The organism is Streptomyces sp. A2-16, from assembly GCF_018128905.1.
Classification (GTDB): Bacteria; Actinomycetota; Actinomycetes; order Streptomycetales; family Streptomycetaceae; genus Streptomyces.
The window spans coordinates 8,966,112-8,990,304 of the sequence record NZ_CP063808.1; the positions used below are offsets into that span (position 1 = coordinate 8,966,112).

General features: G+C 70.7%; 20 protein-coding genes and 1 tRNA gene. 14 read left to right on the forward strand and 7 right to left on the reverse strand.

The window, feature by feature from the left end:
* Positions 1–489 precede the first annotated feature (489 nt).
* Both IOD14_RS40165 and IOD14_RS40170 read left to right on the forward strand, forming a co-directional pair.
* The gene (locus IOD14_RS40165) at positions 490–1,350 is read left to right on the forward strand and encodes a helix-turn-helix transcriptional regulator (protein WP_123989791.1); all 861 of its coding nucleotides are present in this window, start codon (positions 490–492) and stop codon (positions 1,348–1,350) included.
* A 29-nt stretch (positions 1,351–1,379) separates the two neighbouring features.
* The gene (locus tag IOD14_RS40170) at positions 1,380–1,841 is read left to right on the forward strand and encodes a hypothetical protein (protein ID WP_212672860.1); all 462 of its coding nucleotides are present in this window, start codon (positions 1,380–1,382) and stop codon (positions 1,839–1,841) included.
* 225 nt (positions 1,842–2,066) lie between these two features.
* Here the strand turns inward: IOD14_RS40170 and IOD14_RS40175 are convergent, their stop codons facing one another.
* The 3 genes from IOD14_RS40175 to IOD14_RS40185 all read right to left on the reverse strand — a co-directional run bounded on the left by IOD14_RS40175 (position 2,067) and on the right by IOD14_RS40185 (position 5,948).
* Complete coding sequence (locus IOD14_RS40175; RefSeq protein WP_249126187.1) at positions 2,067–2,351, reverse strand: DUF397 domain-containing protein; 285 nt, start codon at positions 2,349–2,351, stop codon at positions 2,067–2,069.
* A 232-nt stretch (positions 2,352–2,583) separates the two neighbouring features.
* Positions 2,584–5,163, reverse strand: a complete 2,580-nt coding sequence (locus tag IOD14_RS40180) for an ABC transporter permease (protein ID WP_123989794.1) — start codon at positions 5,161–5,163, stop codon at positions 2,584–2,586.
* On the reverse strand, positions 5,160–5,948 hold the full coding sequence (locus tag IOD14_RS40185; RefSeq protein WP_123989795.1) for an ABC transporter ATP-binding protein: 789 nt from the start codon (positions 5,946–5,948) through the stop codon (positions 5,160–5,162). The genes IOD14_RS40180 and IOD14_RS40185 overlap by 4 nt, the downstream gene beginning before the upstream one ends.
* Positions 5,949–6,371: 423 nt before the next feature.
* Here IOD14_RS40185 and IOD14_RS40190 point away from each other — a divergent pair, with 423 nt between their 5' ends.
* From IOD14_RS40190 to IOD14_RS40200, 3 genes are all read left to right on the forward strand, one after another.
* On the forward strand, positions 6,372–7,871 hold the full coding sequence (locus IOD14_RS40190; protein ID WP_123989796.1) for an MFS transporter: 1,500 nt from the start codon (positions 6,372–6,374) through the stop codon (positions 7,869–7,871).
* A 302-nt stretch (positions 7,872–8,173) separates the two neighbouring features.
* Positions 8,174–8,581 (forward strand): DUF485 domain-containing protein, encoded by a 408-nt coding sequence (locus IOD14_RS40195; protein WP_123989797.1) that lies wholly within the window; start codon positions 8,174–8,176, stop codon positions 8,579–8,581.
* Positions 8,578–10,185: a cation acetate symporter gene (locus IOD14_RS40200; RefSeq protein ID WP_123989798.1), complete on the forward strand. Its 1,608-nt coding sequence runs from the start codon at positions 8,578–8,580 to the stop codon at positions 10,183–10,185. The genes IOD14_RS40195 and IOD14_RS40200 overlap by 4 nt, the downstream gene beginning before the upstream one ends.
* A 209-nt stretch (positions 10,186–10,394) precedes the next feature.
* Here the strand turns inward: IOD14_RS40200 and IOD14_RS40205 are convergent, their stop codons facing one another.
* The 3 genes from IOD14_RS40205 to IOD14_RS40215 all read right to left on the reverse strand — a co-directional run bounded on the left by IOD14_RS40205 (position 10,395) and on the right by IOD14_RS40215 (position 15,401).
* Positions 10,395–11,282: a DivIVA domain-containing protein gene (locus tag IOD14_RS40205; RefSeq protein WP_212672862.1), complete on the reverse strand. Its 888-nt coding sequence runs from the start codon at positions 11,280–11,282 to the stop codon at positions 10,395–10,397.
* A gap of 223 nt (positions 11,283–11,505) precedes the next feature.
* Entirely contained in the window at positions 11,506–14,409 is a 2,904-nt protein-coding gene (locus IOD14_RS40210) for an SUKH-4 family immunity protein (RefSeq protein WP_212672863.1), read from the reverse strand.
* An 8-nt stretch (positions 14,410–14,417) separates the two neighbouring features.
* Positions 14,418–15,401 carry an SMI1/KNR4 family protein gene (locus IOD14_RS40215; RefSeq protein WP_123989801.1) on the reverse strand — a complete coding sequence of 328 codons (984 nt, stop codon included), beginning with the start codon at positions 15,399–15,401 and terminating at the stop codon, positions 14,418–14,420.
* 325 nt (positions 15,402–15,726) lie between these two features.
* Between IOD14_RS40215 and IOD14_RS40220 the strand changes: the two genes are divergently transcribed.
* Together IOD14_RS40220 and IOD14_RS40225 are read left to right on the forward strand one after the other, a co-directional pair.
* Positions 15,727–16,299, forward strand: a complete 573-nt coding sequence (locus IOD14_RS40220; protein WP_174269155.1) for a YwqJ-related putative deaminase — start codon at positions 15,727–15,729, stop codon at positions 16,297–16,299.
* Positions 16,300–16,417: 118 nt separating this feature from the next.
* Complete coding sequence (locus tag IOD14_RS40225; RefSeq protein WP_212672864.1) at positions 16,418–16,912, forward strand: SUKH-3 domain-containing protein; 495 nt, start codon at positions 16,418–16,420, stop codon at positions 16,910–16,912.
* Positions 16,913–16,933: 21 nt separating this feature from the next.
* On the opposite strand, the gene IOD14_RS40230 is transcribed toward IOD14_RS40225, so the two are convergent.
* On the reverse strand, positions 16,934–18,241 hold the full coding sequence (locus IOD14_RS40230; RefSeq protein ID WP_123989803.1) for a histidine kinase: 1,308 nt from the start codon (positions 18,239–18,241) through the stop codon (positions 16,934–16,936).
* A gap of 308 nt (positions 18,242–18,549) precedes the next feature.
* Between IOD14_RS40230 and IOD14_RS40235 the strand changes: the two genes are divergently transcribed.
* From IOD14_RS40235 to IOD14_RS40265, 7 genes are all read left to right on the forward strand, one after another.
* Positions 18,550–18,624 (forward strand) — tRNA-Gln (locus IOD14_RS40235).
* Positions 18,625–18,736: 112 nt separating this feature from the next.
* Entirely contained in the window at positions 18,737–20,185 is a 1,449-nt protein-coding gene (gene glmU, locus IOD14_RS40240) for a bifunctional UDP-N-acetylglucosamine diphosphorylase/glucosamine-1-phosphate N-acetyltransferase GlmU (protein WP_123989804.1), read from the forward strand.
* Between the two features lie 133 nt (positions 20,186–20,318).
* Complete coding sequence (locus IOD14_RS40245) at positions 20,319–21,299, forward strand: ribose-phosphate diphosphokinase (protein WP_123989805.1); 981 nt, start codon at positions 20,319–20,321, stop codon at positions 21,297–21,299.
* 184 nt (positions 21,300–21,483) lie between these two features.
* Positions 21,484–22,077, forward strand: a complete 594-nt coding sequence (locus tag IOD14_RS40250; RefSeq protein WP_123989806.1) for a 50S ribosomal protein L25/general stress protein Ctc — start codon at positions 21,484–21,486, stop codon at positions 22,075–22,077.
* A 124-nt stretch (positions 22,078–22,201) separates the two neighbouring features.
* Complete coding sequence (pth, locus tag IOD14_RS40255; protein WP_123989807.1) at positions 22,202–22,804, forward strand: aminoacyl-tRNA hydrolase; 603 nt, start codon at positions 22,202–22,204, stop codon at positions 22,802–22,804.
* Positions 22,805–22,835: 31 nt separating this feature from the next.
* On the forward strand, positions 22,836–23,339 hold the full coding sequence (locus IOD14_RS40260) for a hypothetical protein (RefSeq protein WP_123992693.1): 504 nt from the start codon (positions 22,836–22,838) through the stop codon (positions 23,337–23,339).
* Positions 23,340–23,477: 138 nt separating this feature from the next.
* On the forward strand, positions 23,478–24,173 hold the full coding sequence (locus IOD14_RS40265; RefSeq protein WP_123989808.1) for an LPXTG cell wall anchor domain-containing protein: 696 nt from the start codon (positions 23,478–23,480) through the stop codon (positions 24,171–24,173).
* Positions 24,174–24,193 lie beyond the last annotated feature (20 nt).

Below are 24,193 nucleotides of genomic sequence, written 5' to 3' on the forward strand. Positions count from 1 at the left end.
GCGAAGGGCCCGACACAATCAAGGGCCGGGGGGTCTCCAGCCTACGACGGCGCCGCCCCGACCGTCGGAGCCTGTGGACAACCCCGGCTGTCGCACCAACCGGGCGATGAACCCCTGGCGGACGGCCGCCCGACCGGGGCGGTAGCGGCGTGCCCGGCGGCGAAGCGTGGCTGATGCCTCGCCCGTCCGGCCCAGACACCGGTCGGCTCCACTCGCCGCTCCCCTTCACGACGGACTCGATCCGGTTCGCTCACGCCTCACCCGCAACACACGTACACAGAAGGGCAGTTGTCGATCCTCGGCTGTCATATTCGTGAAGCTGGCGTCGATTAGACATGTGTCATCCGGGTAGCTACCTCATAGACGACACTAGTCCGACTATCAGCACACAGCGAGCGGTCGAGTAGGGTGTGGCTCCCCAGAACCTGTCAATTCGCCGCCTTCAAGTCGCTGCATGTCGACTCGCGCCGTCACATTCGAAGGAGCATCATGCCCACCGCTTTGGATCCCAGCCTCAACCGCCGGAAGCTGCGTCTCGCCCTGAGGAGCGCTCGCGACAAGGCTGGACTGACACAGCGAGACGCAGCGGAGGCCCTGGAATGGTCACTCAGTAAGATCATCCGAATTGAGGCCGGGACGGTAAGCCTGTCGGTGACGGATCTTCGGGCCATGCTCCGGGAGTACGGCGTCACCGATCAGGAAGCCGTCTCCGAGTTGGAGGAAGCCGCTCGCGGCAGCAAAGGGCAGTCGTGGTGGTCGGAGTACAGCGACGTCATGACTCCGGTGTTCACCCAGTTCCTGGGCTATGAGAGCGCTGCGACCCTGATCCGCGCCTACCACCCCAGCCTGGTCCCCGGCCTCCTCCAGACGACGGACTACGCAACCGCGCTGTTCGAAACCAGCCCGATGGACACCAGGCGCATGCAGCGCACGCTCGACATGCGGCTCGCACGGCAGGAGCGCGTCCTGCAGGAGGGCGGCCCCAAGGTGGAAGTGATCCTCGACGAAGCGGCGCTCCGCCGCCAGATCGGCGGTCCCGCGACGATGCGGCAACAGGTGTCGCACATCAAGGAACTCGCCTCCGGCGAGCAGGTGACCGCCTACATCCTGCCTTTCACCGCGGGGGCTCACGACAGCCTGGAGAGCAGCTTCTTCCTGCTCAGCTTCCAGGACGAGGAAGACGCCCTCTACCTGGTGGGCCCCGGGGGAACCCTCACCAACCGGGACGACCGGGAAGTCATCGCCCGGTACCAGGAGTGCTACGAGGACCTGCGCAACAAGGCGTTGTCGGAAACAGACACGATCGCCCTGCTCGACGAACTCGTCGAGTTCCATCACACCCGAAGCTAGAACGCACCCTCACAGGGGGGAGGAACGCCGTGACCGCCGGCAGGAAGAGCAGGAAGGGACGCGAGCCGCGCCCCTGCCCGAGTTGTTCGGCGGCCGGTGTCCGCCCCCCTGAGGCTTCGGATCGTGACCTCACCCGCAACCCCACCCACAACTCGTTGGTGCAGCAGGGAATGGCCAGCAATGCGGCTTCCTCGCGCCTTCGGAAGATCAGCGGCTCCGAAACCGACGACAGAATCAGACAACGCCATGCCCACGTCGACGATCTGATACGGGTTTTCCGGAACGTCGCCGCGATGGCCGTGTTCGCCCTGGTGACCCTGACGGTGGTCGCCTACGCCGGCATAAAAGCCGGGATCCCTCCGGAAGCGTGCGTCGTCGGGGGCGTGACCAGCGCCTCGCTCCTCGTCAGAGCCTTCACCAGGATTTTCGATGTGGTGCGGTCTTCACTGCCGGACGCACCAGTAGACCGACCGTCCAACGACGAGCGGTAGTGGGGTCGTGATTCCACCACCACGCGGCGCCCACTGTGGTGGCGATCAGGACAACCGCCCATACGACAACGCGAGCGACGAGCCCTGCAGCGAGCAACGACGCCGCCGCTCCCAGCGCGGTGGCGGCCATCCCCATCACGATGCAGTAGAGGCCGAACCCGGAGTGGGCCGGCGGACAGGTCTTGCGTTTCTGGCCGTTCATGTTCACGTCCGGCTGTCTCGCCATCACTTCCCGACCGGTCCTGATTCCATCCGGGACCCTATGTACCGCACTACCGCGTGCCATGCCTGCGGGGTGAACGACAGTACGCCAGAGCCGGGCACCTTGGAATCGCGGACCAGGACCCGAGCTGCCGTGAAAGCGACCTCGCAGCAGGTCCCAGCTTCTGTGCTGTAGCTGCTCTTCCGCCATGTGAACGTGCTCCCGCCACGACGCAACGCTGCCCCCCTCTCGCTGCTCAAGGCGCGTTCCTCATCGACCCCTGACGTGCGACGCGACCCCTCGGACACCAGGACACGGCGTCACGGGCCGCCATCGCGTCTGAGGATGGATACCCCGCATGGCATCCCGGAGAACGTCCCCGGCTGGACGGCTTGAAGTCGGCCGGAAGACGCACGCCCGCGCACAGCAGTGGCCCGCACACGCCTCGGAGGACCGCACACGCAGAACCCGGCGCCGAGAAGCCCCCCGTGGCTTCTCGGCGCCGGGCGTTCCCCCGTGCTCCCCCGTCCCCAGGGGCGGCTACTCGGTCGCGATCGCGTTCAGGACGTTCATCCGGCCCGCCCGGAACGCCGGGATGAGGGCGGCGAACAGGCCCACGAAGGCCGAGCCGATGAAGACCGCTGTGATGGTCGGCCAGGGGATGTCCAGGACCTTCAGGCCCTCCAGGGCGAGGAGCTTCTGGGCGGTGGCGCCCCAGCCCATGCCCAGTCCCAGTCCCAGCAGGGCGCCGAAGAGGGCGATCACCACCGACTCCAGGCGGATCATCCGTCGCAGCTGGCGCCGCGAGAGGCCGATGGCCCGCATCAGGCCGATCTCCCGGGTCCGCTCGACCACCGACAGCGCCAGGGTGTTCACGACACCCAGGATCGCGACGATGATCGCGAGGGCCAGCAGACCGTAGATCATGTTCAGGAGCTGCCCGATCTGGTCCTTGAAGGCCTGCTTGTAGTCGGTCTGGTCGCGCACGGTGTACTGCGGGTAGTCGTGCAGCGAAGCCTTCAGCGACTTGTACGCGGCGTCCTGCTGACCCTCCTTGGCGTTGGCGAAGACCAGCTGGTCGAGGGGCATCTTGTCGGCCGGCACGTACTTGGCGAGCGTGGCGATCGAGATGTACTTCGAACCCGCGTCGATGACGACGTCACTGCTGGTGATCGCCCGGACCGTCAGCTCGGCGGTCGCGCCGTCCTTGAAGTCGACCTTGATCTTCGAGCCCAGGTGGATGCCGTGCGCCTTGGCGAACTTCTCGTGCACGGACATCGAGTCCGGCCGGTAGGCGTCGGCGAGCTTCCCGGCGACGGTCTTGGTGCGCAGGTCGGTCGCGTAGGACGGGTCGGCCGCCGTGATGTCGGTGTCCTTGAGCGTCTTGCCGTCGGGGGTCGTGTAGTCGGCCTCCGTGATCCGGTACTCGGTGACGTGTTCGAGGCCAGGCGTGTCCTTGACGGCCTTCACCGCGGCCGGCGTGACCAGCTGCCCGCTGTCGGACTGGATGATGAAGTCCGTGCCGACCGACTTGTCGAGCTCTTCACCGGCCGAGGCGACCATGGACGAGCCGACGACCGACAGACAGGCCACCAGCGCGAGGCCGATCATCAGGGCGGCGCCCGTGGCTCCCGTCCGGCGCGGGTTGCGCAGGGCGTTGCGCTCGGCCAGGCGGCCGACCGGACCGAACACCCTGAGGACGACCGCGCCCAGGACGCGCACCATGCCACCGGCGAGCAGCGGGCCGATCACGACGAACCCGATCAGGGAGAGCACCACGCCGAGGCCGAGCCACAGCGAGCCCTCCTTGGCCTTGTCGGCCGCGGCGGCCAGGTAGAGCGCGTAGCCGCCACCGGCGGTCAGGACCGTGCCCACCAAGGCCCTCACCCGGCCGGCCTTGGCGTCGGCGGGGGCACCCGCGTCCCGCAGGGCGGCCATGGGCGAGACCTTGCCCGCGCGGCGGGCCGGCAGCCAGGCGGCGAGGACGGTGACGACCACGCCGAGGAGCAGGCCGACCACCGGGGTCGTCCAGGCGACCGTCAGATCGCTGGTCGACAGGTTCATCCCGATGGAGCCCATGAGCTTCATCAGCCCGACCGCGAGCCCGACGCCCGCGGCGACCCCCAGCACCGACCCGAACACGCCCAGGAGCAGCGCCTCGACCAGCACGGACCGGTTGACCTGCCCGCGGGAGGAGCCGACGGCCCGCATCAGGCCGATCTCCCTGGTCCGCTGCGCGACCAGCATCGAGAAGGTGTTGATGATCAGGAAGATGCCGACGAGGAAGGCGATCCCGGCGAAGCCGAGCATCGCGTACTTCATGACGTTCATGAAGCCCTCGACGTCCTTCTGGTTGGCGTCGGCGGTCTCCTTGGCCGTCTGCACCTTGTACGCGCCGCCGAGCTCGCCGGCGACGTTCTGCTTCAGCTGCGCGTCGGTGACCCCGGACGCGGCCGTGACGTTGACGTTGGTGAACACGTTCGGCTGGCCGACGAGCGCCGCCTGGGCGGTCTTGGTGTCCAGGTAGAAGATCGCCGCACCGGGGTTGGTGACCTGGAACTCGGCGATGCCGGAGATCTTCGCCCGGTGCGTGCCGACCGCGCTGATCACGCCGATCTCGTCACCGAGCTTCAGGTGGTGCTTGTCGACGGTGTCCTTGTCGACCATGACCTGGCCGGAGTTCTTCGGCGCCGCACCGGAGGTGATCTTCATGGTGCGGGCGTCATTGCCGTTCCAGCTGCCGACGATGGTCGGGCCGCCGCCGGACGGCGAGAGGCTGTCCTTGTCGGCGTCCACCACGGTCACCGAGGTCGAGAAGACGGTCCCCTCCGCCGTCTTCACGCCCTGTGCCTCGCGCACCTTGCCGAGCACGGAGGCCGGCATGACCGGCGGCTTGCCGTTGTCCGAGGTCGTCTCGCCGCTGTCGGAGGCGCCCTTGGCGCTCACCGTCACGTCCGAGGACGTGGCCGCGAAGAGCTTGTCGAAGGTGGTGTTCATCGTGTCGGTGAACACCAGCGTCCCGCAGACGAAGGCGACCGACAGCAGGACGGCCACGGCCGACAGGGCCATGCGTCCCTTGTGCGCGAAGAAGTTGCGCATCGAGGTCTTCATGACGGTCATGACGTGCGCCCCCGGGCGTCGAAGTCCTTCATGCGGTCCAGGACGGCCTCCGCGGTGGGCTTGTACATCTCGTCGACGATCCGGCCGTCGGCGAGGTACAGCACGCGGTCCGCGTACGAGGCGGCCACCGGGTCGTGCGTGACCATCACGATGGTCTGCCCGAGCTCGTCGACGGAACGGCGCAGGAATCCCAGCACCTCGGCGCCCGCGCGCGAGTCGAGGTTTCCGGTCGGCTCGTCACCGAAGATGATCTCGGGGCGGGCGGCCAGGGCGCGGGCCACGGCGACACGCTGCTGCTGTCCGCCGGAGAGCTGGGTGGGCCGGTGCCTGAGCCGGTCCGAAAGTCCAACGGTGTCCACCACGCGCGCGAGCCACTGCTTGTCGGGCTTGCGTCCGGCGATGTCCATGGGCAGCGTGATGTTCTCGAGCGCGTTGAGCGTCGGCAGCAGGTTGAACGCCTGGAAGATGAACCCGACCCGGTCCCGGCGCAGTTGCGTGAGCTTCTTGTCCTTCAGGCCGGTGATCTCGGTGTCGTCCAGATGGATCTGACCGCTCGTCACGGTGTCGAGACCGGCGAGGCAGTGCATGAGGGTGGACTTGCCGGACCCCGAGGGCCCCATGATCGCGGTGAACTGTCCGCGAGCGATGTCCACGTCCACATGGTCCAGGGCGACGACGCGGGTCTCGCCGGACCCGTACGCCTTGACGACCTGCCGCGCCCGCGCGGCAACGGCCGTACGCCCTCCAGTGCCCCCGTGCCTGGTGATTGTTACAGCCGATGTCACGGTATGTCTCCTATATCGGTCAGTCAATGAGCCGCCGGGACCGCCCGGCGTTCGGTAAGTGGTGGTGCCCGCTTGGGTACGGCGTTCAGTCTGGTCCCGCGGGACGGTCCGGCGCGCTGGTGCTCAGCACCCTCTTCTACGGGGGAAAACCCCACCCCCGTCGATCCGGCCGCCCCTCCCCCACCGCTCCCCAGCGGCGTAAAGCCAGGTTAAGGACGGGCCAGGGCCCTTCTCGTCCTCCGACGGTACGAACCCTCCCCGAGCCCTGGTACGGAGGTACCCCTAGGGGCAGTCCACCGACAGGTGGAGGCGATCTAGGGGTCGGCTCCACCCTTCGGCCCACCGAGGCTGCACCCTGCCGCCACGTGAGGGTCAAGTGGGAGAGTGGTCGGCGGCAGATAGATGCAGGGGGAAGGAATCCGCGTGGACGACACGAAGCCGGCGATACACGAGTCCGCGCGGCAGGTCTCCACGAACCGGCGCGGAGCCGTCGTGGCCGCCCTGATGCTGGCGATGGCCCTTGCCGCCCTGGACGCCACCATCGTCTCCACGGCGGTCCCGCAGATCGTCGGCGACCTGGGCGGCTTCTCGGTCTTCTCCTGGCTGTTCTCCGGCTATCTGCTGGCCGTGACGGTCACGCTGCCGCTGTACGGCAAGCTGTCCGACACCTTCGGGCGGAAGCCGGTGCTGATCGCGGGCTCGGTGCTGTTCCTGCTCGGCTCGCTGCTGTGCGCGCTGGCGTGGAACATGGGGGCGCTGATCGCGTTCCGGATCGTGCAGGGGCTGGGCGGCGGGGCTCTTCAGGGCACGGTCCAGACGCTCGCCGCCGACCTCTACCCGCTCGAGGAGCGTCCGAGGATCCAGGCCAAGCTGTCCACGGTGTGGGCGGTGGCGGCGGTCGCGGGGCCGGGGATCGGCGGCGTGCTCGCCGCGTACGCGGACTGGCGGTGGATCTTCCTGGTCAACCTGCCGATCGGCGCGGTGGCGCTGTGGCTGATCGTCCGTCATCTGCACGAACCGGTCCGGGAAGCACGCTCCACGCGCGCGCGTGTCGACTGGGCGGGCGCGCTCGCGGTGTTCGCGTGCGGGGGTGTGCTGCTGACGGCGCTGGTGCAGGGCGGGGTGGCGTGGCCGTGGTTGTCGTGGCCGTCACTGGGCCTGTTCGGCACCGGACTCGCCCTGGTGGCCGCCGTGGTCCTGATCGAACGCCGGGTGGCCGAACCGATCATTCCCGGCTGGGTGTGGCGCCGCCGCACGATCGCCGCGGTGAACCTGGCCCTGGGCGCCCTGGGCCTCCTCATGGTGGCGCCCACGGTCTTCCTGCCGACGTACGCCCAGTCGGTGCTCGGCCTCGGTCCGGTCGCGGCCGGATTCGTGCTGTCCGTATGGACGTTGAGCTGGCCGGTCTCCGCGGCGCTGAGCCAGCACGTGTACCGGCGCATCGGCTTCCGCCGCACGGCGATGCTGGGCATCGCCGCGGCGGCCCTGATCCTCTTCGCCTTCCCTCTCCTCCCCTACCCGGGCGCGGCCTGGCAGCCCACCCTCCTGATGCTGCTCCTGGGCGCCGCGCTGGGCCTGTTCCAACTCCCCCTGATCGTGGGGGTCCAGTCGACGGTCGGCTGGGCGGAACGCGGCACGACCACGGCGTCCGTCCTCTTCTGCCGCCAGACCGGTCAGACGGTCGGCGCGGCGGTCTTCGGCGCGGTCGCCAACGGCGTCCTGGCGAGCCGGCTGGGCGGGGCGAGCGATCTCGACTCCGTCACGCGCGCGTTGGACGCCGGTACGGCCCCGGAGGCGACCCGCGCGGCGATCGCGGACGCGGTGCACGCGGTGTACGTGGGGGCGGGGTGCGCGGCGGCGCTGGCGTTCGGGGTCCTGCTGGTGCTGGCGCCACGACGCTTCCCCGTGCTCAAGGAGCAGTGAGCGCCCGAGGCCGTGGCGGAGTCCACGGGGCGGTCGACGACACGGTCGCCGGGATCGCCGTACATGCACCCGTACATGCACCCGACGTAGGCGCCCGAGCACGCTCCGGTGAGGCCAAAAGTCCGAGTTAACGCGGGTAACACCGCAGGTCAGCGAAGTAAGCGCATACCGACCAATCAGTTTGCTGAAAGGGCTGTGCAATTCCGAACCGCCGAGTAACGTGCGGGGCTCCGCTCCCCCGTCCACCCCCCAACTCCCTGCGGCCCGCCGCGCCGGGCCCGAGCCACGCAAGGAGCAACGGGATGTCTCACCACCCGTCGCAGCCGTATCCCACCTATCCCTGGCAGCCCCCCGCCCCACCGCCCGAACCCGCCCCGCACCGCTCGCGTCACCGCTCCCCGCTCGGCCACCACAGCGATCTGCGGATCCTGCGCAGCGCCTACCGCTGGCAGCGGCGCACCGCCACGCTCACCGCGCTCGGCTACTTCACGCTCTTCCTCGTCCTGTCCGCGTACGCGCCGTCCTTCATGGCGAGCAGCATCACCGACGGACTGCCCACCGGCCTGCTCCTGGCCCTGCTCCAACTGCCCGTCACCTGGCTGGCGATCGCGGTGTACGAGCACACCGCGCGGCGCTACGTCGACCCGCTCGCGGACCGCATCCGCAAGCAGTCCGAGGTGGACGCCAGGCGAGAGGCGGCGGCCCGATGACCGGCTTCAGCGACTCCGCGCAGGCGATGAGCCTGGTGGCGTTCTCCGCCGTCGCCACCATCACGCTCCTGCTGTGCGTGATGACCGGCCCGGACGGCGACGACCTCGACGAGTTCTACACCGGCTACAGCTCCCTGTCCGCCATGCGCAACGGCCTCGCCATCGCGGGCGACTACATCTCCGCCGCGACCGTCCTCGGCACCGGCGGGGTCATCGCGCTCTACGGCTACGACGGCATCGTCCTCGCGCTCAGCACGGCCCTGTCGCTGATGCTGCTGATGTTCCTGCTGGCCGAACCCCTGCGCAACGCGGGCCGGTTCACCATGGGCGACGCCCTCGCGCGCCGGATGCCGGGACGCGCGGTGCGCATCGCCGCCTGCCTGGTCACCCTCGCCGCGCTGCTGCCGCTGATGCTGGTGCAGCTCGCCGGGGCCGGCCAACTGCTGGCGTTCATCCTGGGGTTCTCCGGCGACTCGCTGAAGACGGGCTTCATCATCGGCCTGGGCATCCTGATGATCAGTTACGCGGCCATCGGCGGCATGAAGGGCACCGCCCTCATCCAGATCCTGAAGATGGTCATGCTCCTCGGCTCGGGCGCCGTGATCGCCGTACTGGTCATGCACCGGTTCGACTGGAACCCGGCGGCGCTGTTCGACACGGCGGCCCGGCAGAGCGGGGTGGGGTCCGACTTCCTGCAGTCCGGGCTGGAGTTCGCGGGCGGGCCGTACCCGCGCGTCGACATGATCACCGCGCAGCTCGCGGTCGTCATCGGCGGGGCCTGTCTGCCGCACGTCACCATGCGCATGTACACCGCCTCCAGCGCCCGTCAGGTACGGCGTTCGATGTCCTGGGCGGTGTCGGCGGTGGCCGTGTTCATCCTGGTCATCACGGTCGTCGGGGTGGGAACGACGGCGATGATCGGGCGGACGGTGATCGCGGAGGCGGACCCGCAGGGCAACACGGCGTATCTGCTGGGCTCCCGCGCGGTGTTCGGGCCCGACGTGTCGACCGGGGAGACGTTCCTGTTCACCACGGTCACCACGGCGCTCTTCCTCACCCTGCTCGCCTCCGTCGCCGGCATGATCCTCGCCTGTGCCAACTCCCTGGCCCACGACGTGTTCGCGGCGCGGGCCCGGTCGATGCCGCCGCAGCGCGAGATCCTCCTGGCCCGGGTGTCGGCGCTGGCGGTCGGCGTCCCCACGATCTTCCTCGCGACGCTGATCCAGCACCGCAGTCTGCAGCCGCTGGTGATCCTGTCCTTCTGCGTCGGCGCGTCCGCGCTGGCGCCCGCGCTCGTCTACACCCTCTTCTGGCGGCGCTACACCCGCACGGGGCTGCTGTGCACGCTGATCGGCGGCACGGTGACGGTGCTCCTGCTGATGCCGGGCACGAATCTCGTGTCGGGGTCGCCTGTGTCCGCGTTCCCCGAAGCCGACTTCAACTGGCTGCCGTTCACGACGACCGGGCTGGTGTCCATTCCGGCGGGGTTCTTGCTCGGGTGGCTGGGGACGGTGATCTCGGGCCGCCGGAAGGCGGAGGAGCAGCGGCAGCAGTACGAGGCCGTGGAGGGGTGGATTCTGGCGGGGGCTGTGCGGAGGGGGTGACGGGGCGTGGGGCCGGGTCCGGGCGCCTGGGGTCGTGTGTCGGGCGCGGGCCGGGTGGGGGCTGGTCGCGCAGTTCCCCGCGCCCCTGGGTGGGTGTCCGGCCTGTTGCCCTGTGCGGCGGGACCGACTGTCCTGGCCGCCCGGCCGCTGCCACGTCCCCCGACCGGCCGCCGTCCCAGCCGCCCCGCCGCCCTGCGCCGTCCCTGCTGTTACTCCGTCGCCGCTCTGCCCGTGAGTGCGGTCAGGCTGCTGCGGACGTGGTCCATCTGGGCCTGGACCTCGTCCCAGCGTTCGCCGTGCTCGCGCAGCACCCGTTCCGTGTCCCGGGCGATCCGTTCCGCACGGGCCCGGGCCTGGGCCAGGATCTCCGCCGCACGCGCGTGTGCGTCCTCCTCGCCCTGTTCCACCGATGCCTCGGCCTCGGCGAACCCCCGCTTCGCCTCCGACAGCGCCGCCTCCGCGCGCGCGACCCGCTCGGCGCCCCACACGTCCGCCTCGGCCGCCCGCTTCTCCTCGGCCCGCTCGACCTCGGCCCACCGTGCCTCATGTTCCTTGGCCTGCTCGGCGAGCATCCCGATGGTGCGCTGGCGTACGTCACGCAACGCGGCGAGCGCCTCCCCGCGCCCCTCCTTCACCTCACGCCGGGCGGCGACACGGATCTCGTCGGCCTCGGCGCGCGCGGCGAGCAGACGCTGACGGGCGCGTTCGTCCGCCTCGGCGCGCACGGTGTCGGCATGCGCCTGCGCGGCATCCCGTACGCCGTCGGCGTGCGCCCGCGCTTCGTCCACCAGGTGTTGTGCCTCCTGCCGCGCCCCCTCCCGGACGGCCTCGGACTCCTCCTGGGCCAGGGCGAAGAGCCGCCGGGCCCCTTCGCCGAGGCTCTCGTACGACTGCGGGGCCAGTGCCGCCACGACCTCCCGCAGACCGACCGCCTCGGCCTCCATCTCCCTGGCGAGCACGGTGAGCCGGGCGGCCCGTTCCCAGGCGGCGTCACGGTCCCGGGACAGGGCGGCGGCGAACGCGTCGACCTGTTCGGGGCGGTAGCCGCGCCCCCGTACGGCCACGAACCCCTGGGGCGACACCGGTGCGCTGCTCATCCTGGAACCCCTCTCCGCCGAACGACACAAACGGACGCGAAATGATGATTTCGCGCACATCTTGATGTATCGGACGGAAATGTTCATAACGCGACACTCCGCGCACAGGTCACGGGCGTCACGGATCGCCGCGTCGGCGGGTGCACACGAAAAGGGGCCGGACCCGGTCCAGTGCGACCGGGTCCGGCCCTCCACGCGCGCGTGGATCAGCGGCGGCGGGGCGTCACAGCAGCCCGTCCCACATCTGCTCCAGCAGCACCGACCACCAGCTCTCCGGCGAACCCAGCGCCGCCGGATCGAGCGAGGCCAGCTGGGCCTGGAAGTCGACGGTCCAACGGCCCGCCTGCTCCTGGTTCAGGCCGAAGCGCAGCCGCCACATCCGGCCGAGCAGTGCCAGGCAGCGCTGGAACTCGGGCAGGCCCGTGTTCACGAACTGCGGCGGTACGGGCGCACCGCCCGGCCCCGCCTCCACGGGCACGGCGACGATGTTCGCCGTGCCGTACTGCACGCAGATCGCCTTGCCGAAGTCGCTGCCCATGACGAGGTACGAGCCCGCGTCGGAGGCCGGCTGCACCCCGCGCTCGGCCGCCAGTTCCGCCAGCGTCGGCACCGGCCGCCCCGGCTGGGCCTGCGCCCAGAAGAACGGGCCCATGTCCAACGGCAGCCCCGCGACGACCAGTGAGTGCGCGACGACCGGCGGCACGCCCTGGCGGTCCACCGCGACCTGCTCGAACCGGAAGATCCCGGGACCGAAAGCCCCCGCCAGCTCCTGCGCCACGCCCTCCGGCGGGATCGGCGGCGCGGCCTGGACGGGCGGCAGCGGCGCGCGCACCGGTGCGGGGCGGGCAGGGCCGTCCGCCACCTGGTGCAACTCGCCCTGGTGAGCCAGCAGTTGCTGCATGCCCTGCTGCCGGCTCGCGTGATCCGTGCCGTACGGTGCGATGCTCGCGATCCGCGCCTGCGGCCACTGCTCACGGATCATCCGCGCGCAGTACGCCCCCGGCAGCTCGCACGACTCCAACTCGGTGTGCAGCTCCAGTACTTGGTCCGGGGGCACGTTCATGCCGCGCAGCTCGTGGAAGATCTGCCACTCCGGGTGCGGAGTCCCCGGCGCCGACCGCCGGATCAACTGCTGCTCCGACCCGTCCTGCGCCCGGTAACGAAGCACGGCCTGGTACCCGGGACCGACGGTGGGCTGCGACTGCTGGGGGTAGCCGTAGGCCGGGGGCGGGGTGGGAGCGGTGTGGCCGGGACCGGGGTGTCCCGGCATCGGCTGCCCCGACGGCGGCTGTCCCGGTACGGGGTGCCCGGGCGCGGGATGGCCGGACGCGGGATGGCCCGGCGCAGGATGGCCCGGCGCAGGGTGGCCCGGTGCGGGGTTGCCCGGTGCGGGGTTGCCCGGCGGAGGTACCGGGCCCGGCGACGGTACGGCGCCGGGAGGCGGGGGCGGCATCGTGCCGGGCGGGATCGGCTGCGGAGCGCCGGGGGCACCGGCGCCGACTGACCCACCGGGGGCGCCGGGGGCTTGCGGCGGCGGAGGCATGCCGGGGCCGCCCACCGGGGGCGACGACAACACGGTTTCCGCGTGATGCACGGCTCCGGGCGCATTCCGGGGAACCCCGGGCGCACCGGGCGGCTGCGGCGCACCAGGCATACCGGGGGCGCCAGGAGCCCCCGGAGCTCCCGGGAACTGCGGAGCACCGTGTCCACCGGAAGGCTGCGGCGGTGCACCCGGGAACGGCGATGCACCCTGACTGCCGGAAGACTGCGACCCGGCAACACCTCCCGGCGCTCCGGAAGCACCGGCCGACTGCGGAGCACCGGCCCCACCCGGGCTCCCAGGAGCACCCGGGAACCCCGGACCAACTGGCCCACCCGGCATCCCCGGCGCGCCCGGCGGAGGCGGAGTCGGTGCGCCGGGAACCGGCGGACCCGGAGGCTGTGGTGCCCCCGAGCCCGAGGGGCCCTCGACACCCGGCGCCGACACGAACTGGGTGGGCACGTAGCCGCCCCCCGGCGCGCCAGGCGCGGGCGGCGGAGTCGCACCACTCGGCTGCGCACCGGGCACGCCGGGAGCCCCCGGCGGAGGCGGCGGTGCCGACCCTCCGGCCGGCCCCCGCGACGGAGGCGCCAGCTTGCTGGTGGCGACATCAGCGATGTCCCCGGCACTCGGCGCGGGCCCCGGAGCCGCGGGCACACCGGCCCCGGGCCGGCCGGCGGGCCCCTGCGGATACCCGTACGCAGACGCACCCGGCGCAGGCGGAGCCGAAGGAGCCGCGGCACCCGGGGCCTGCGGATAGCCGTACGAAACCTGACCGGGCGCAGGCGGAGCCGGAGGCGTGGCCCCAGCCCCAGCCCCAGCCCCAGCCCCAGGAGCCTGCGGATACCCGTACGCCGACCCACCCGCCGACGCATCCCCCGCCGTCTCCGACAAGCCCGAGACCTCCGTGACCTCCGAGCCCTCAGACACCTCCGACAACTCGGAAACCTCAGCGATCTCCGAAGCCGACGAAGCCGACGAAGCCGCAGAACCCTCCTCCTCGCCCCCACCGGCATCGTTCACCGGCGGAGCCGAGAACACTGTGTCCGGCAACGCCACGGAGAGGTCCTCGCCCCCGTTGGTGTCGGTCCCCGTCCACGGCCTCGCCCCGGCAGGCACCTCCGACGCCCCCGACGCGGCACCCGAACCCGAACCCGCTTCGGCACCGGCACCTGCACCGGCCCCCGACCCTCCGTGCCCACCGATCCCCAACTTGTCCGCCGCGTCCTGCAACCACTCCGGAGGCGTCAGCAGGAACGACGTCTGGTTCAGATCGACCCGGGACGCCGCGGACGCGCCCCCCGCGCCCCCGTCGACAGCCTCGTCCTCGCGCCCGTACTCCTCCTCGTACCGGCGAATCACCTCACCCACCGGCAGCGAGGGCCACAGCGTGGCCTCCCCGCTGTCCCTGGCGATCACCAGCCGCTGCGCTCCCCCGTCCGAACGCGGTCCCTCCGCACGGTCCTCGGCCCACACCACGAATCCGAGGCCGAACTCCCGTACCCGCACCTCACGATGCTGGTACGACGGAACGTCCCCGTTGATCCACTCCTCCGCGCGCTCCTGCGCCTGCGCGAACGTCACCATCGGTCAGTTCACTCCCCAGCCACCGCAACGGACCGCGCGAACCCGCCGTCCACCATCAGGTTCGCCACCGTCTCCAACTCCGGTGGATTACCGGCCAGTCGGGACAGGAACACGTCGAAGTCCGCACCGCAGGGCAGCAGCAGGCGTTCCACCCGCTCGGCGGGCGGCAACGCCGGATCGACGTCGCGCGCGTCGTCGTACGCGCAGAACCACACCGAACCGATCCCCCCGCCCTTCACCTTCACGGCCAGCAGACCGCCCTGGACGAAGCCGACGCCGAGATAGTCCTTGGTCAGATGGTCCCGCAGGCACTTGTTGACGTAGACGAGGTCGTTGACCGCGGCCTCGTCCCGCACCGTGAAGAACGGCTGGTCGACCAGGAGCCCGAGCTCCGCGTCCAGCGCGGCCCCCACCGGCGCCGACCCGCCCGCCGCCTTCAGGAAGGACCGGTACGCGCCCGGCAGCCGGTACCCGAGGTCCTCCTCGACCCCCTGCACCTGCGACTCCGTCACCGCGACCGCGGACTTCGGCAGACCGAAGTGCGCCGGACGCGTCTCCTGCAACGGCCGCGTCCCCCGCTTGTTCTGGTCGACACGTGTCGTCGCGATCCCGCCGTGATGCCGCAGCAGCGCCTTCACCTCGACCGGGATCAGCTCGAGCCGCCGCGAGTTCACCACGTGGTGCCACGTCCAGCCGTGCGGCGTCGCCACCGCCGGCACCGTGTCCCACAGCTCGTGCCCGGTCGCCGCGAGCGCCGCGTTCGCCGACACGTAGTCCGTCAGCCGCAACTCGTCGACCCCGAACCCCTCCGGCGGCTCGGCGATCTCCGCGGCGGCCCGCGCGTAGGGCGAGAAGTCGGGGTAGCCACGCTCGTCCACCCGCACCCCCCTGGGATGACGCGCGGCCCGGACCGGATCCGGGAAATGCACGACCTGCCCGGCATAGGCCGCGTTCGGCGGCGCGGCTTGTTGCCCGAGCCGACCTGTCGTCATGGCGAAAGCCCCCTGCGGCGCTCTGGTACGACCCGCGGCGACCCCTTCGGCAAAGCAGGGCCGTCACGCGCCGTATCGACTGTCTCGTCCGTCTCCACGCGTCAACCGCGCGCATCGCGGCGACCACTTGGATCGCGGTGCCGACAGCCTATGCGGTACGACGACACCGGTCACCGGGCACCGGCCAGCCCCCCTCCGCTTCCGTGACCAGCCGTCACCCCGCCGTGACAGCCCGCCCAAACCCGGGCGTGTCGCACCGCCCCAGCTTCCGCACCAGCCACGCCATTTGGCAGTCTGTGACCTCCGGGGGGATGCTCGGGAGGGGATGACGATCATGAACACGACGCAGACGGGACCGCACACAGGGCCGCACACGGGCAGGACGACCGGCACGAACACCAGCCCGCACGCCGGCGCCAACGGCGATCCCCGCATCGGCTGGAGCAGTGCCGAAAGACCCCACGCGCCCGCCCTCCGCCACCGCCGCGACGGCATACTGCCCACCGTCGCCGCCGCCCTCTCCGTCCGCGGCGCCACCCTCACCTCCACCGCCGCCCGCGGCGACCAGGCCCCGCCCCTGCACCCACTCGTCCAGGACTTCCTCGACACCCTCGGCAGCGACCGGCGCGACCGCTTCACCGGCCGCTGCGCCGAGACCATGCTCATATCCCGGCACATCGCCGCGGCCGACGAGGCCCGCAGCAAGCGGGCCGCCCGCAAGCCGATGACCAACGGCGAGGCGCGCCGCGCCCTGAAGCAGGCCAAACTCACCGCCCGCCGCATCCGCGAGGACGGCGACCCGCTGCACGGCAGCTTCGCCGCACCCTGCCGCGCCTGCACCGCCCTGAGCGCCCACTTCGGCGTACGCATCGTCGACCCGACGGCGAACGGCGGCTGACTCCCCCACCACCCCCAGCACCCCCGCACCCCACCGCCCGAACGACCCGCACGACCCGAACGACGGCGCCCCACGCACCTCGGCGCCCACCCATGACCTCGACGAACGCGAAGGGCAGATGCACCCCGACCGCACCAACAGCACCCGCTTCCCCGTCCCTGTCGACGCCGTCCTGCGCGCCGCCGGCTGGCAGCCCGGACGCTGGGACATAAAGCAGGCCGAGATCTGGGCCGACGCGCTGCGCGAACACACCTCACCCGCCGGACACCGGCACGCGGTGTTCCCGGCCGCCGTCGAGGCCTGGGCCGAGTTCGGCGGACTGCATCTGACCCCCACCGGCCCCGGCCGCCAGGTCGCCCCCGCCCACCTCCACCTCAACCCGCTGCACGGCCTCCACATGGCCCGCACCCTCGCCGACCTCGGCCGCGCCCTCGACACCGAGGTCTGCCCCCTCGGCGCCGAGACCGACACCCAGGCGCTCCTCGCCATCGACACCGACGGCCGCGTCTACGCCCTCGACCACACCGGCGACTGGTACCTCGGCCCCGACATCGACCAGGCCCTCGCCGGCCTCGTCTCCGGCATCGAACCGGCCCGCCTCACCGCGGGCTGACCCCTGCGGCTCCCCGCCGCCCTACACCGCCGGAATGACCGCCGACACCCGAAAGCCCCCCGCCTCCGTCGGCCCCGACACGAACACCCCGCCCAGCGCGGAGACCCGTTCCTTCATCCCCACCAGGCCGTTGCCCCCCGACGGCAGCCGCGCCGACGTGAGGGCGGACACCTCCGGCGGCGGTTCGTTCTCCACCTGCATCGCGATCTCCGACACCCGGTGCGCGAGCCGTACGTGTGTCTTCGCACCCGCCGCGTGCTTGTGGACGTTGGTCAACGCCTCCTGCACCACCCGGAACGCCGTCTGCTCGATCTGCGCGGCATACGACCGCACGTCGCCCTCCACCGACAGGTCCACGGCCATCCCCGCCTCGGCCGACTGCCCGATCAGCGTCTCCAGATCGTCCAGGCAGGGCCCCTCGGCCTCGTCCGCCACCCGCGAGGCGGCCGCGGCCGCCGCCACCCCGACCGCGACGAGCGGGACCGGCGTCCGCTGCTGCCGCCCGAGACCGTCCCCGCTGCGCAGCACTCCGAGCATCTCCCGCAGTTCGGTGAGGGCCTGCCGCCCCATGTCCCCCACCAGGGCCGCGTTCTTCACGGCCTTCTCGGGGTCCTTGCGGGCCACGGCCTGAAGCGCGGCCGCGTGCACCACCATCAGGCTCACCCGGTGCGCCACCACGTCGTGCATCTCGCGGGCGATCCGGGTCCGCTCCTCGCCGCGCGCCCACTCCGCCCGCTCCTCGGCCCGCTCGGCGAGCAGCTGCAGCTCCCGCTCGAGGTCGTCGGCCCGCTCCCGCAGGCTCTCCATGAGCCGGCGCCGGGCCCCCACGTACAGCCCCAGCAGCAGGGGCGGCGCGGTCATCCCGATCGCGGTCGTGATCGACGCGAAGGGGACGAACCAGTCCCCCAGGTCCAGTTCGCCGTGCGCCATGTCCTGCCGCACCCGCACGAACATCACGATCAGCATCCCGACCAGCGACATCCCCGCCAGCGAGCCGATGATCCGGCGCGGCAGCTCGGACGCGGCGAGCGTGTACAGGCCGACGATGCCCATGAGATAGCCCATCTGGGCCGGTGTGATGGCGATCGAGACCAGCACGACGGCGATCGGCCACTTGCGGCGGACGACCAGCACGGACCCCGCGAGCACTCCGAACACGATCCCCGCGGCCATCGGGATCCCCGCGTCCTCGGCGAACCGGACCCCCTCGAACGCGCACTCCACCGCGGACGCCGACGCCAGGCCCACGTCCAGTACCGCACTGCGCCACCGTGACCACCACCACGGCCCCGTCTGAGCCGCGGTGGTGTCTTCCCCCGTCGTGGTCATGCCTCCAGCCTACGTTCGGCGGTGCGAGGTTTTCCGGTGCATTTCGACGACTGGCCTACACCACCCTGAGTGACCGATCGACCACGAAACCGCCCGATATCCCTCGAACTGCTGAATCGCTCACTGTTCGATGCCGGAACATCGCATTCCGCCCGGACGGTACGCCCATGACACATCTGCGGAGCGGATACGCCGACCTCGAGCGTCAGCGTCGTCGATCTGTACCGTCGCATGGAGGGCGCCCGGTACGGCATAGTAGGAGCCGCCACTCGGCGACCTGACTGATTGTCCGGTTCAGTCGAATTCATTCCCCCGTGGTGTAATTGGCAGCACTGTGGCTTTTGGTGCCATCTGTCCGGGTTCGAGTCCTGGCGGGGGAGCCACACCCTGTTCGGGCCCTGACAGCACTGTCCGGGCCCACTCTCATGTCCCCCACGAAACGCCCCGGTATCCTGCGGATGTCACCCCACCCCCTCCACAGCCGAAGGGCATCCCGTGAGCGCCATTCGCCCGGCAGCCGTCGTCGTTCTCGCAGCGGGTGAGGGCACCCGTATGAAGTCGGCCACACCCAAGGTCCTGCATGAGATCTGTGGCCGCACCCTGGTGGGGCATGTGCTCGCCGCCGCCCGCGAGTTGGACCCCGAGAACCTCGTCGTGGTCGTGGGGCACGCGCGCGAGAAGGTCACCGCGCACCTCGCCGGCACCGACACCGACGTACGAACCGCCGTGCAGGCGCAGCAGAACGGCACCGGGCACGCCGTGCGGATGGCGCTGGAGGAGCTCGGCGGGCGCGTCGACGGAACCGTCGTGGTGGTGTGCGGGGACACTCCGCTGCTGACCGGCGAGACGCTCAACTCCCTTGCCGCCACGCACTCCGAGGACGGCAACGCGGTCACCGTGCTGACCGCGCAGGTGCCGGACGCGACGGGGTACGGGCGGATCGTGCGGGACGAGGTCTCCGGTGCCGTGACCGGCATCGTCGAGCACAAGGACGCCTCCGAGGCGCAGCGGGCCATCCGGGAGATCAACTCGGGGGTGTTCGCCTTCGACGGGCAGTTGCTCGCGGACGCGCTGGGCAAGGTGCGGACCGACAACTCGCAGGGCGAGGAGTACCTCACCGATGTGCTCGGGATCCTCCGTGAGGCCGGGCACCGCGTGGGCGCCTGTGTCGCCGCCGACCACCGCGAGATCGCCGGGATCAACAACCGTGTGCAGCTGTCCGAGGCGCGGCGGATCCTGAACGACCGGCTGCTGACCGCCGCCATGCTCTCCGGTGTGACCGTCGTCGACCCGGCGACGACCTGGGTCGACGTGACCGTCACCTTCGGCCAGGACGCCGTCGTGCACCCGGGGACGCAGCTGCAGGGCGCGACGCATGTCGGTGAGGGCGCCGAGGTGGGCCCCAACAGCCGTCTGCGGGACACGGTCGTCGACGCCGGCGCCCGGGTCGACAACACCGTGTCCGACCGCGCCCACATCGGCGCCGGTGCGACGGTCGGCCCGTTCGCCTATCTGCGTCCCGGCACCCGGTTGGGTGCGAAGGGCAAGATCGGGACGTACGTGGAGACGAAGAACGCCTCCATCGGGGAGGGGACGAAGGTTCCGCATCTCTCCTATGTGGGGGACGCGACGATCGGTGAGTACACCAACATCGGCGCCGCGAGCGTGTTCGTGAACTACGACGGCCAGGACAAGCACCACACGACCGTGGGGTCGCATTGCCGCACGGGTTCGGACAACATGTTTGTGGCGCCTGTCACGGTCGGGGACGGTGCGTACACCGCCGCAGGGTCGGTGATCACGAAGGATGTGCCGCCCGGTTCGCTGGCCGTGGCCCGTGGCCAGCAGCGGAATATCGAGGGCTGGGTGGCCCGGAAGCGTCCGGGGAGCGCGGCGGCGAAGGCAGCCGAGGCGGCTTCCCGGGAGGGCGCGAGCGAGGACTGACCGGAAACACGTGCGCCGAAGTCGTCGTACCGTGATAAGTGCACACCCGCACCCCACCAGCTGAGACGGCCCGTCGCGCCCAGCGGCGCGGTCTGTCGGCATCAAGCTGTGACACCTCTGAGGAGACAGTGCTGTGACCGGGATCAAGACGACCGGCGAGAAGAAGATGATGTTCTTCTCCGGCCGCGCCCACCCCGAGCTTGCCGAGGAGGTCGCCCAGCAGTTGGGTGTCGGGGTCGTCCCGACGAAGGCCTTCGACTTCGCCAACGGTGAGATCTACGTCCGTTACCAGGAGTCGGCGCGAGGTGCGGACTGCTTCGTGATCCAGAGCCACACGGCTCCGATCAACCAGTGGATCATGGAGCAGCTCATCATGATCGACGCGCTGAAGAGGGCTTCGGCGCGCTCCATCACGGTGATCGTGCCGTTCTACGGTTATGCGCGGCAGGACAAGAAGCACCGTGGCCGTGAACCGATCTCGGCGCGGCTGATCGCGGACCTGATGAAGACGGCGGGTGCGGACCGCATCCTGACCGTGGATCTGCACACGGACCAGATCCAGGGCTTCTTCGACGGGCCGGTCGACCACCTGTTCGCCCTTCCGCTGCTGGCGGACTACGTGGGCAGGAAGGTGGACCGGAACAAGCTGACCGTCGTCTCCCCGGACGCGGGCCGGGTGCGGGTCGCGGACCGCTGGTGCGACCGCTTGGGCGCGCCGCTCGCGATCGTGCACAAGCGGCGTGACAAGGACGTGGCGAACCAGGTGACCGTCCACGAGGTCGTGGGTGAGGTCAAGGGTCGTGTGTGCGTCCTGGTGGACGACATGATCGACACGGGTGGCACCATCTGCGCGGCCGCGGACGCGCTGTTCGCGCACGGCGCGGAGGACGTCATCGTCACCGCGACGCACGGCGTGCTCTCGGGTCCGGCCGCGGACCGGCTGAAGAACTCCCGGGTGAGCGAGTTCGTGTTCACGAACACGCTGCCGACCCCGGGTGAGCTGGGCCGGGACCTGGACAAGCTGACGGTCCTGTCGATCGCGCCGACGATCGCGAGCGCGGTGCGTGAGGTGTTCGAGGACGGGTCCGTGACCAGCCTCTTCGACGAGCAGTAAGCCGAAAAACGCTTCTGCATGATCGATTTTTCTGTGGCCTCCCTGGCTGAGTAGACTGTCCAAGTTGCTCGGCGAGGGAGGCCGTATCCATGGATACGGCGATCCGTTATCGACGCGCTCTTCGTAGCAGGCCGTTCGTGGCCGGGTGACCACGTCCGTTCTCTTTCTACGAGGAGTGATCCGCATGTCCGAGGTCAAGCTCACCGCCGAGACCCGCACCGAGTTCGGCAAGGGCGCCGCCCGCCGTATCCGCCGCGACAGCAAGGTCCCCGGTGTTCTGTACGGTCACGGTTCCGACCCGCTGCACCTGACCCTCCCGGGCCACGACCTGCTGCTCGCGCTGCGCACGCCGAACGTCCTGATCTCCCTGGACATCGACGGCAAGACCAACGAGCTGGCCATCCCGAAGTCCGTGCAGCGCGACCCGATCAAGGGCTTCCTGGAGCACGTCGACCTTCAGCTGGTCAAGCGCGGCGAGCAGGTCAACGTCGAGATCTACGTCCAGACCGAGGGCGAGCTGGCCCCGGGCGGCAACCTGCTGGAGCACGTCCTGAACGCGCTTCCGGTCGAGGCCGAGGCCACCCACATCCCCGAGTCCGTCACGGTCTCCGTCGAGGGTCTGACGGCCGGTGACTCCGTCCTCGCCAAGGACATCCCGCTGCCCAAGGGCACCAAGCTGGCTGTCGAGGAGGACACCGTCGTCCTGCAGGTCCTGGCCGCGCAGGCCGAGGAGTCCGAGGGCGAGGCCGCCGAGGGCGACGAGGCCGCGGAGGCCTGACCGGCGGTTCGGCCGTGACTGTCGTGCCGCCGCTTCCCCGGCGCCCGGCAGTGCGGTAGCGATATACGCTCCAGCCGCCGCCCCCTGTCCAGGGGGCGGCGGCTGCGGCTTGTGCAGAGGAGAGATGGACGTGACTACCCCCGCCAACGCCCCCTGGCTGATCGTCGGCCTCGGGAACCCGGGGCCCGAGTACGCGGGCAATCGGCACAACGTGGGTTTCATGGTGGCCGATCTGCTGGCCGAGCGGGTCGGGGGCCGGTTCAAGCGGGCCGGGAAGGCGCAGGCGCAGGTCGTGGAGGGGCGGATCGGGCCGCCGGGGCCGGGGAACCGGCGGGTGGTCCTGGCGAAGCCGATGTCGTACATGAACCTGTCCGGTGGTCCGGTGAACGCGCTCAAGGACTTCTACAAGGTGCCGGTCGCCAACATCGTGGCGATCCACGACGAGTTGGACATCGACTACGGCGTCCTGCGGCTGAAGCTGGGCGGCGGGGACAACGGCCACAACGGGCTGAAGTCGATGACGAAGGCGTTCGGGGCGGAGTACCACCGGGTGCGGTTCGGGATCGGGCGTCCTCCGGGCCGTATGCAGGTCGCGGACTTCGTGCTGAAGGACTTCTCGTCGACTGAGCGCAAGGAGCTCGACTACTTCGTGGACCGGGCCGCCGACGCGGTGGAGGCGCTGGTGATCGAGGGTCTGGAGCGGGCACAGAGCACCTACAACTCCTAGCCCGCATTGACTTCGAGCGATGCCATGGCCAATGATCCCGGCCATGCCTGCCATCGCCGCGTCAGCCCGCCAGACCTCGACGGCCGCGCTGCGGTTCGGGCGGTTGGCGTCGATGGGCACGGTCGCGCTGGTGATCCTGATCGCCGGGGTGTGGGCCTCCTGGGGCAGCGCCCAGTACGTGATGCTCACCAAGGGCCGGGAGCGCGGCACGATCGAGGTCGCGCGGTGCTCGCAGGACCAGTGCAGCGGGCCGTACACGCCGCTGTCGCACGGGTCCGAGGCGCGGGACCGGGTCGCCATCGAGAAGACGGTGGCCGTGCGCAAGGGGCGGACCTACACGGTGGTGGTCAAGCCCGGCACCGATGACGTCGTACGGTCCGGACCGGCCGGAGTGCTCTATTCCTGGGTGCCGATGGGCGGGGCGCTGCTGCTCGCGTCGGTGGTCGTGGCGGGCGGGCTGCGCAGGACCCGGTTCGCGTGGGTGCTGGCAGGGTCGGGGGTCGCACTGCTCACGGCGGCTTTCGTGACCATCTGACAGCTTTCGCCGTTCTCTGTTTCTGTGGAGAACGTGACTGTTGTCTGTTCGTGATTGACCAGAGGTCAATGGGGGCTGGAAGCTGAGCCGCCCCCTCCACATCTTCCCGTTTCACTCTCGAAGATGGATCACTGCCCCATGCGCACCCTCACCCGCTTCGGCGTCCTGTCCGCTGTCGCCTCGGCGGCCTTCCTGGTCGCGCCGGTCGCCCACGCCACCGCTCCCGGTGACAACGGAACCGTGAAGATCCACGACGCCACCACCGGCGAAGAGCTCCGCAAGAACGAGCCGCACGTCTGCACCTTCTATCTGGACGCCTTCGGCTTCGACGCCGTCCAGGAGGTCGACTGGCACATCGAGGCCTGGGCCCCGACGGCCGACGTCAAGGGCGAGACCGTGAAGTCCGGCGAGATCACGCTGGACGCGGACGGCCACGGCCGCACCGAGGACCTGTCGCTGCCCGACGGGCACTACAAGCTGTTCTGGAACTTCGACGGCGAGAAGGGGGCCGCCAAGCACAAGGTGTTCTGGACGGACTGCGAGGACGAGCAGGGCGGTGGCGGCGGTACGGCCACGCCCACCACGTCGGCCACCCCCACCGCCTCGGCCACCCCCGGCCAGTCCGCCTCGCCCACCACCGGGCCCGGCGCCGAGCCCAGCGAGTCCACCGAGGCCGGCGCCTCCGCGTCGGCCTCCTCCTCCGCCTCCGCGCAGGGTTCCACCGGCGACCTCGCCGAGACCGGCAACGGCGCTCCCGTCGGCCTGCTCTCGGGGCTCGCCGCCGCGCTGGTGGCGGCGGGCGGTTACCTCGTGGTCAGGCGGCGCCGGGCCTGACGCAGACGGCGGAAGGCGGT

What these genes read in the sequence shown, in the direction of transcription:
- IOD14_RS40165 (WP_123989791.1), top strand. Translation starts at nt 490, where the DNA reads ATGCCCACCGCTTTGGATCCCAGCCTCAACCGCCGGAAGCTGCGTCTC.
- IOD14_RS40180 (WP_123989794.1), bottom strand. Translation starts at nt 5,163, where the DNA reads ATGACCGTCATGAAGACCTCGATGCGCAACTTCTTCGCGCACAAGGGA.
- IOD14_RS40195 (WP_123989797.1), top strand. Translation starts at nt 8,174, where the DNA reads ATGTCTCACCACCCGTCGCAGCCGTATCCCACCTATCCCTGGCAGCCC.
- IOD14_RS40200 (WP_123989798.1), top strand. Translation starts at nt 8,578, where the DNA reads ATGACCGGCTTCAGCGACTCCGCGCAGGCGATGAGCCTGGTGGCGTTC.
- IOD14_RS40205 (WP_212672862.1), bottom strand. Translation starts at nt 11,282, where the DNA reads ATGAGCAGCGCACCGGTGTCGCCCCAGGGGTTCGTGGCCGTACGGGGG.
- IOD14_RS40210 (WP_212672863.1), bottom strand. Translation starts at nt 14,409, where the DNA reads ATGGTGACGTTCGCGCAGGCGCAGGAGCGCGCGGAGGAGTGGATCAAC.
- IOD14_RS40215 (WP_123989801.1), bottom strand. Translation starts at nt 15,401, where the DNA reads ATGACGACAGGTCGGCTCGGGCAACAAGCCGCGCCGCCGAACGCGGCC.
- IOD14_RS40220 (WP_174269155.1), top strand. Translation starts at nt 15,727, where the DNA reads ATGACGATCATGAACACGACGCAGACGGGACCGCACACAGGGCCGCAC.
- IOD14_RS40225 (WP_212672864.1), top strand. Translation starts at nt 16,418, where the DNA reads ATGCACCCCGACCGCACCAACAGCACCCGCTTCCCCGTCCCTGTCGAC.
- IOD14_RS40230 (WP_123989803.1), bottom strand. Translation starts at nt 18,241, where the DNA reads ATGACCACGACGGGGGAAGACACCACCGCGGCTCAGACGGGGCCGTGG.
- IOD14_RS40250 (WP_123989806.1), top strand. Translation starts at nt 21,484, where the DNA reads ATGTCCGAGGTCAAGCTCACCGCCGAGACCCGCACCGAGTTCGGCAAG.
- pth (WP_123989807.1), top strand. Translation starts at nt 22,202, where the DNA reads ATGGACGTGACTACCCCCGCCAACGCCCCCTGGCTGATCGTCGGCCTC.
- IOD14_RS40260 (WP_123992693.1), top strand. Translation starts at nt 22,836, where the DNA reads ATGATCCCGGCCATGCCTGCCATCGCCGCGTCAGCCCGCCAGACCTCG.
- IOD14_RS40265 (WP_123989808.1), top strand. Translation starts at nt 23,478, where the DNA reads ATGCGCACCCTCACCCGCTTCGGCGTCCTGTCCGCTGTCGCCTCGGCG.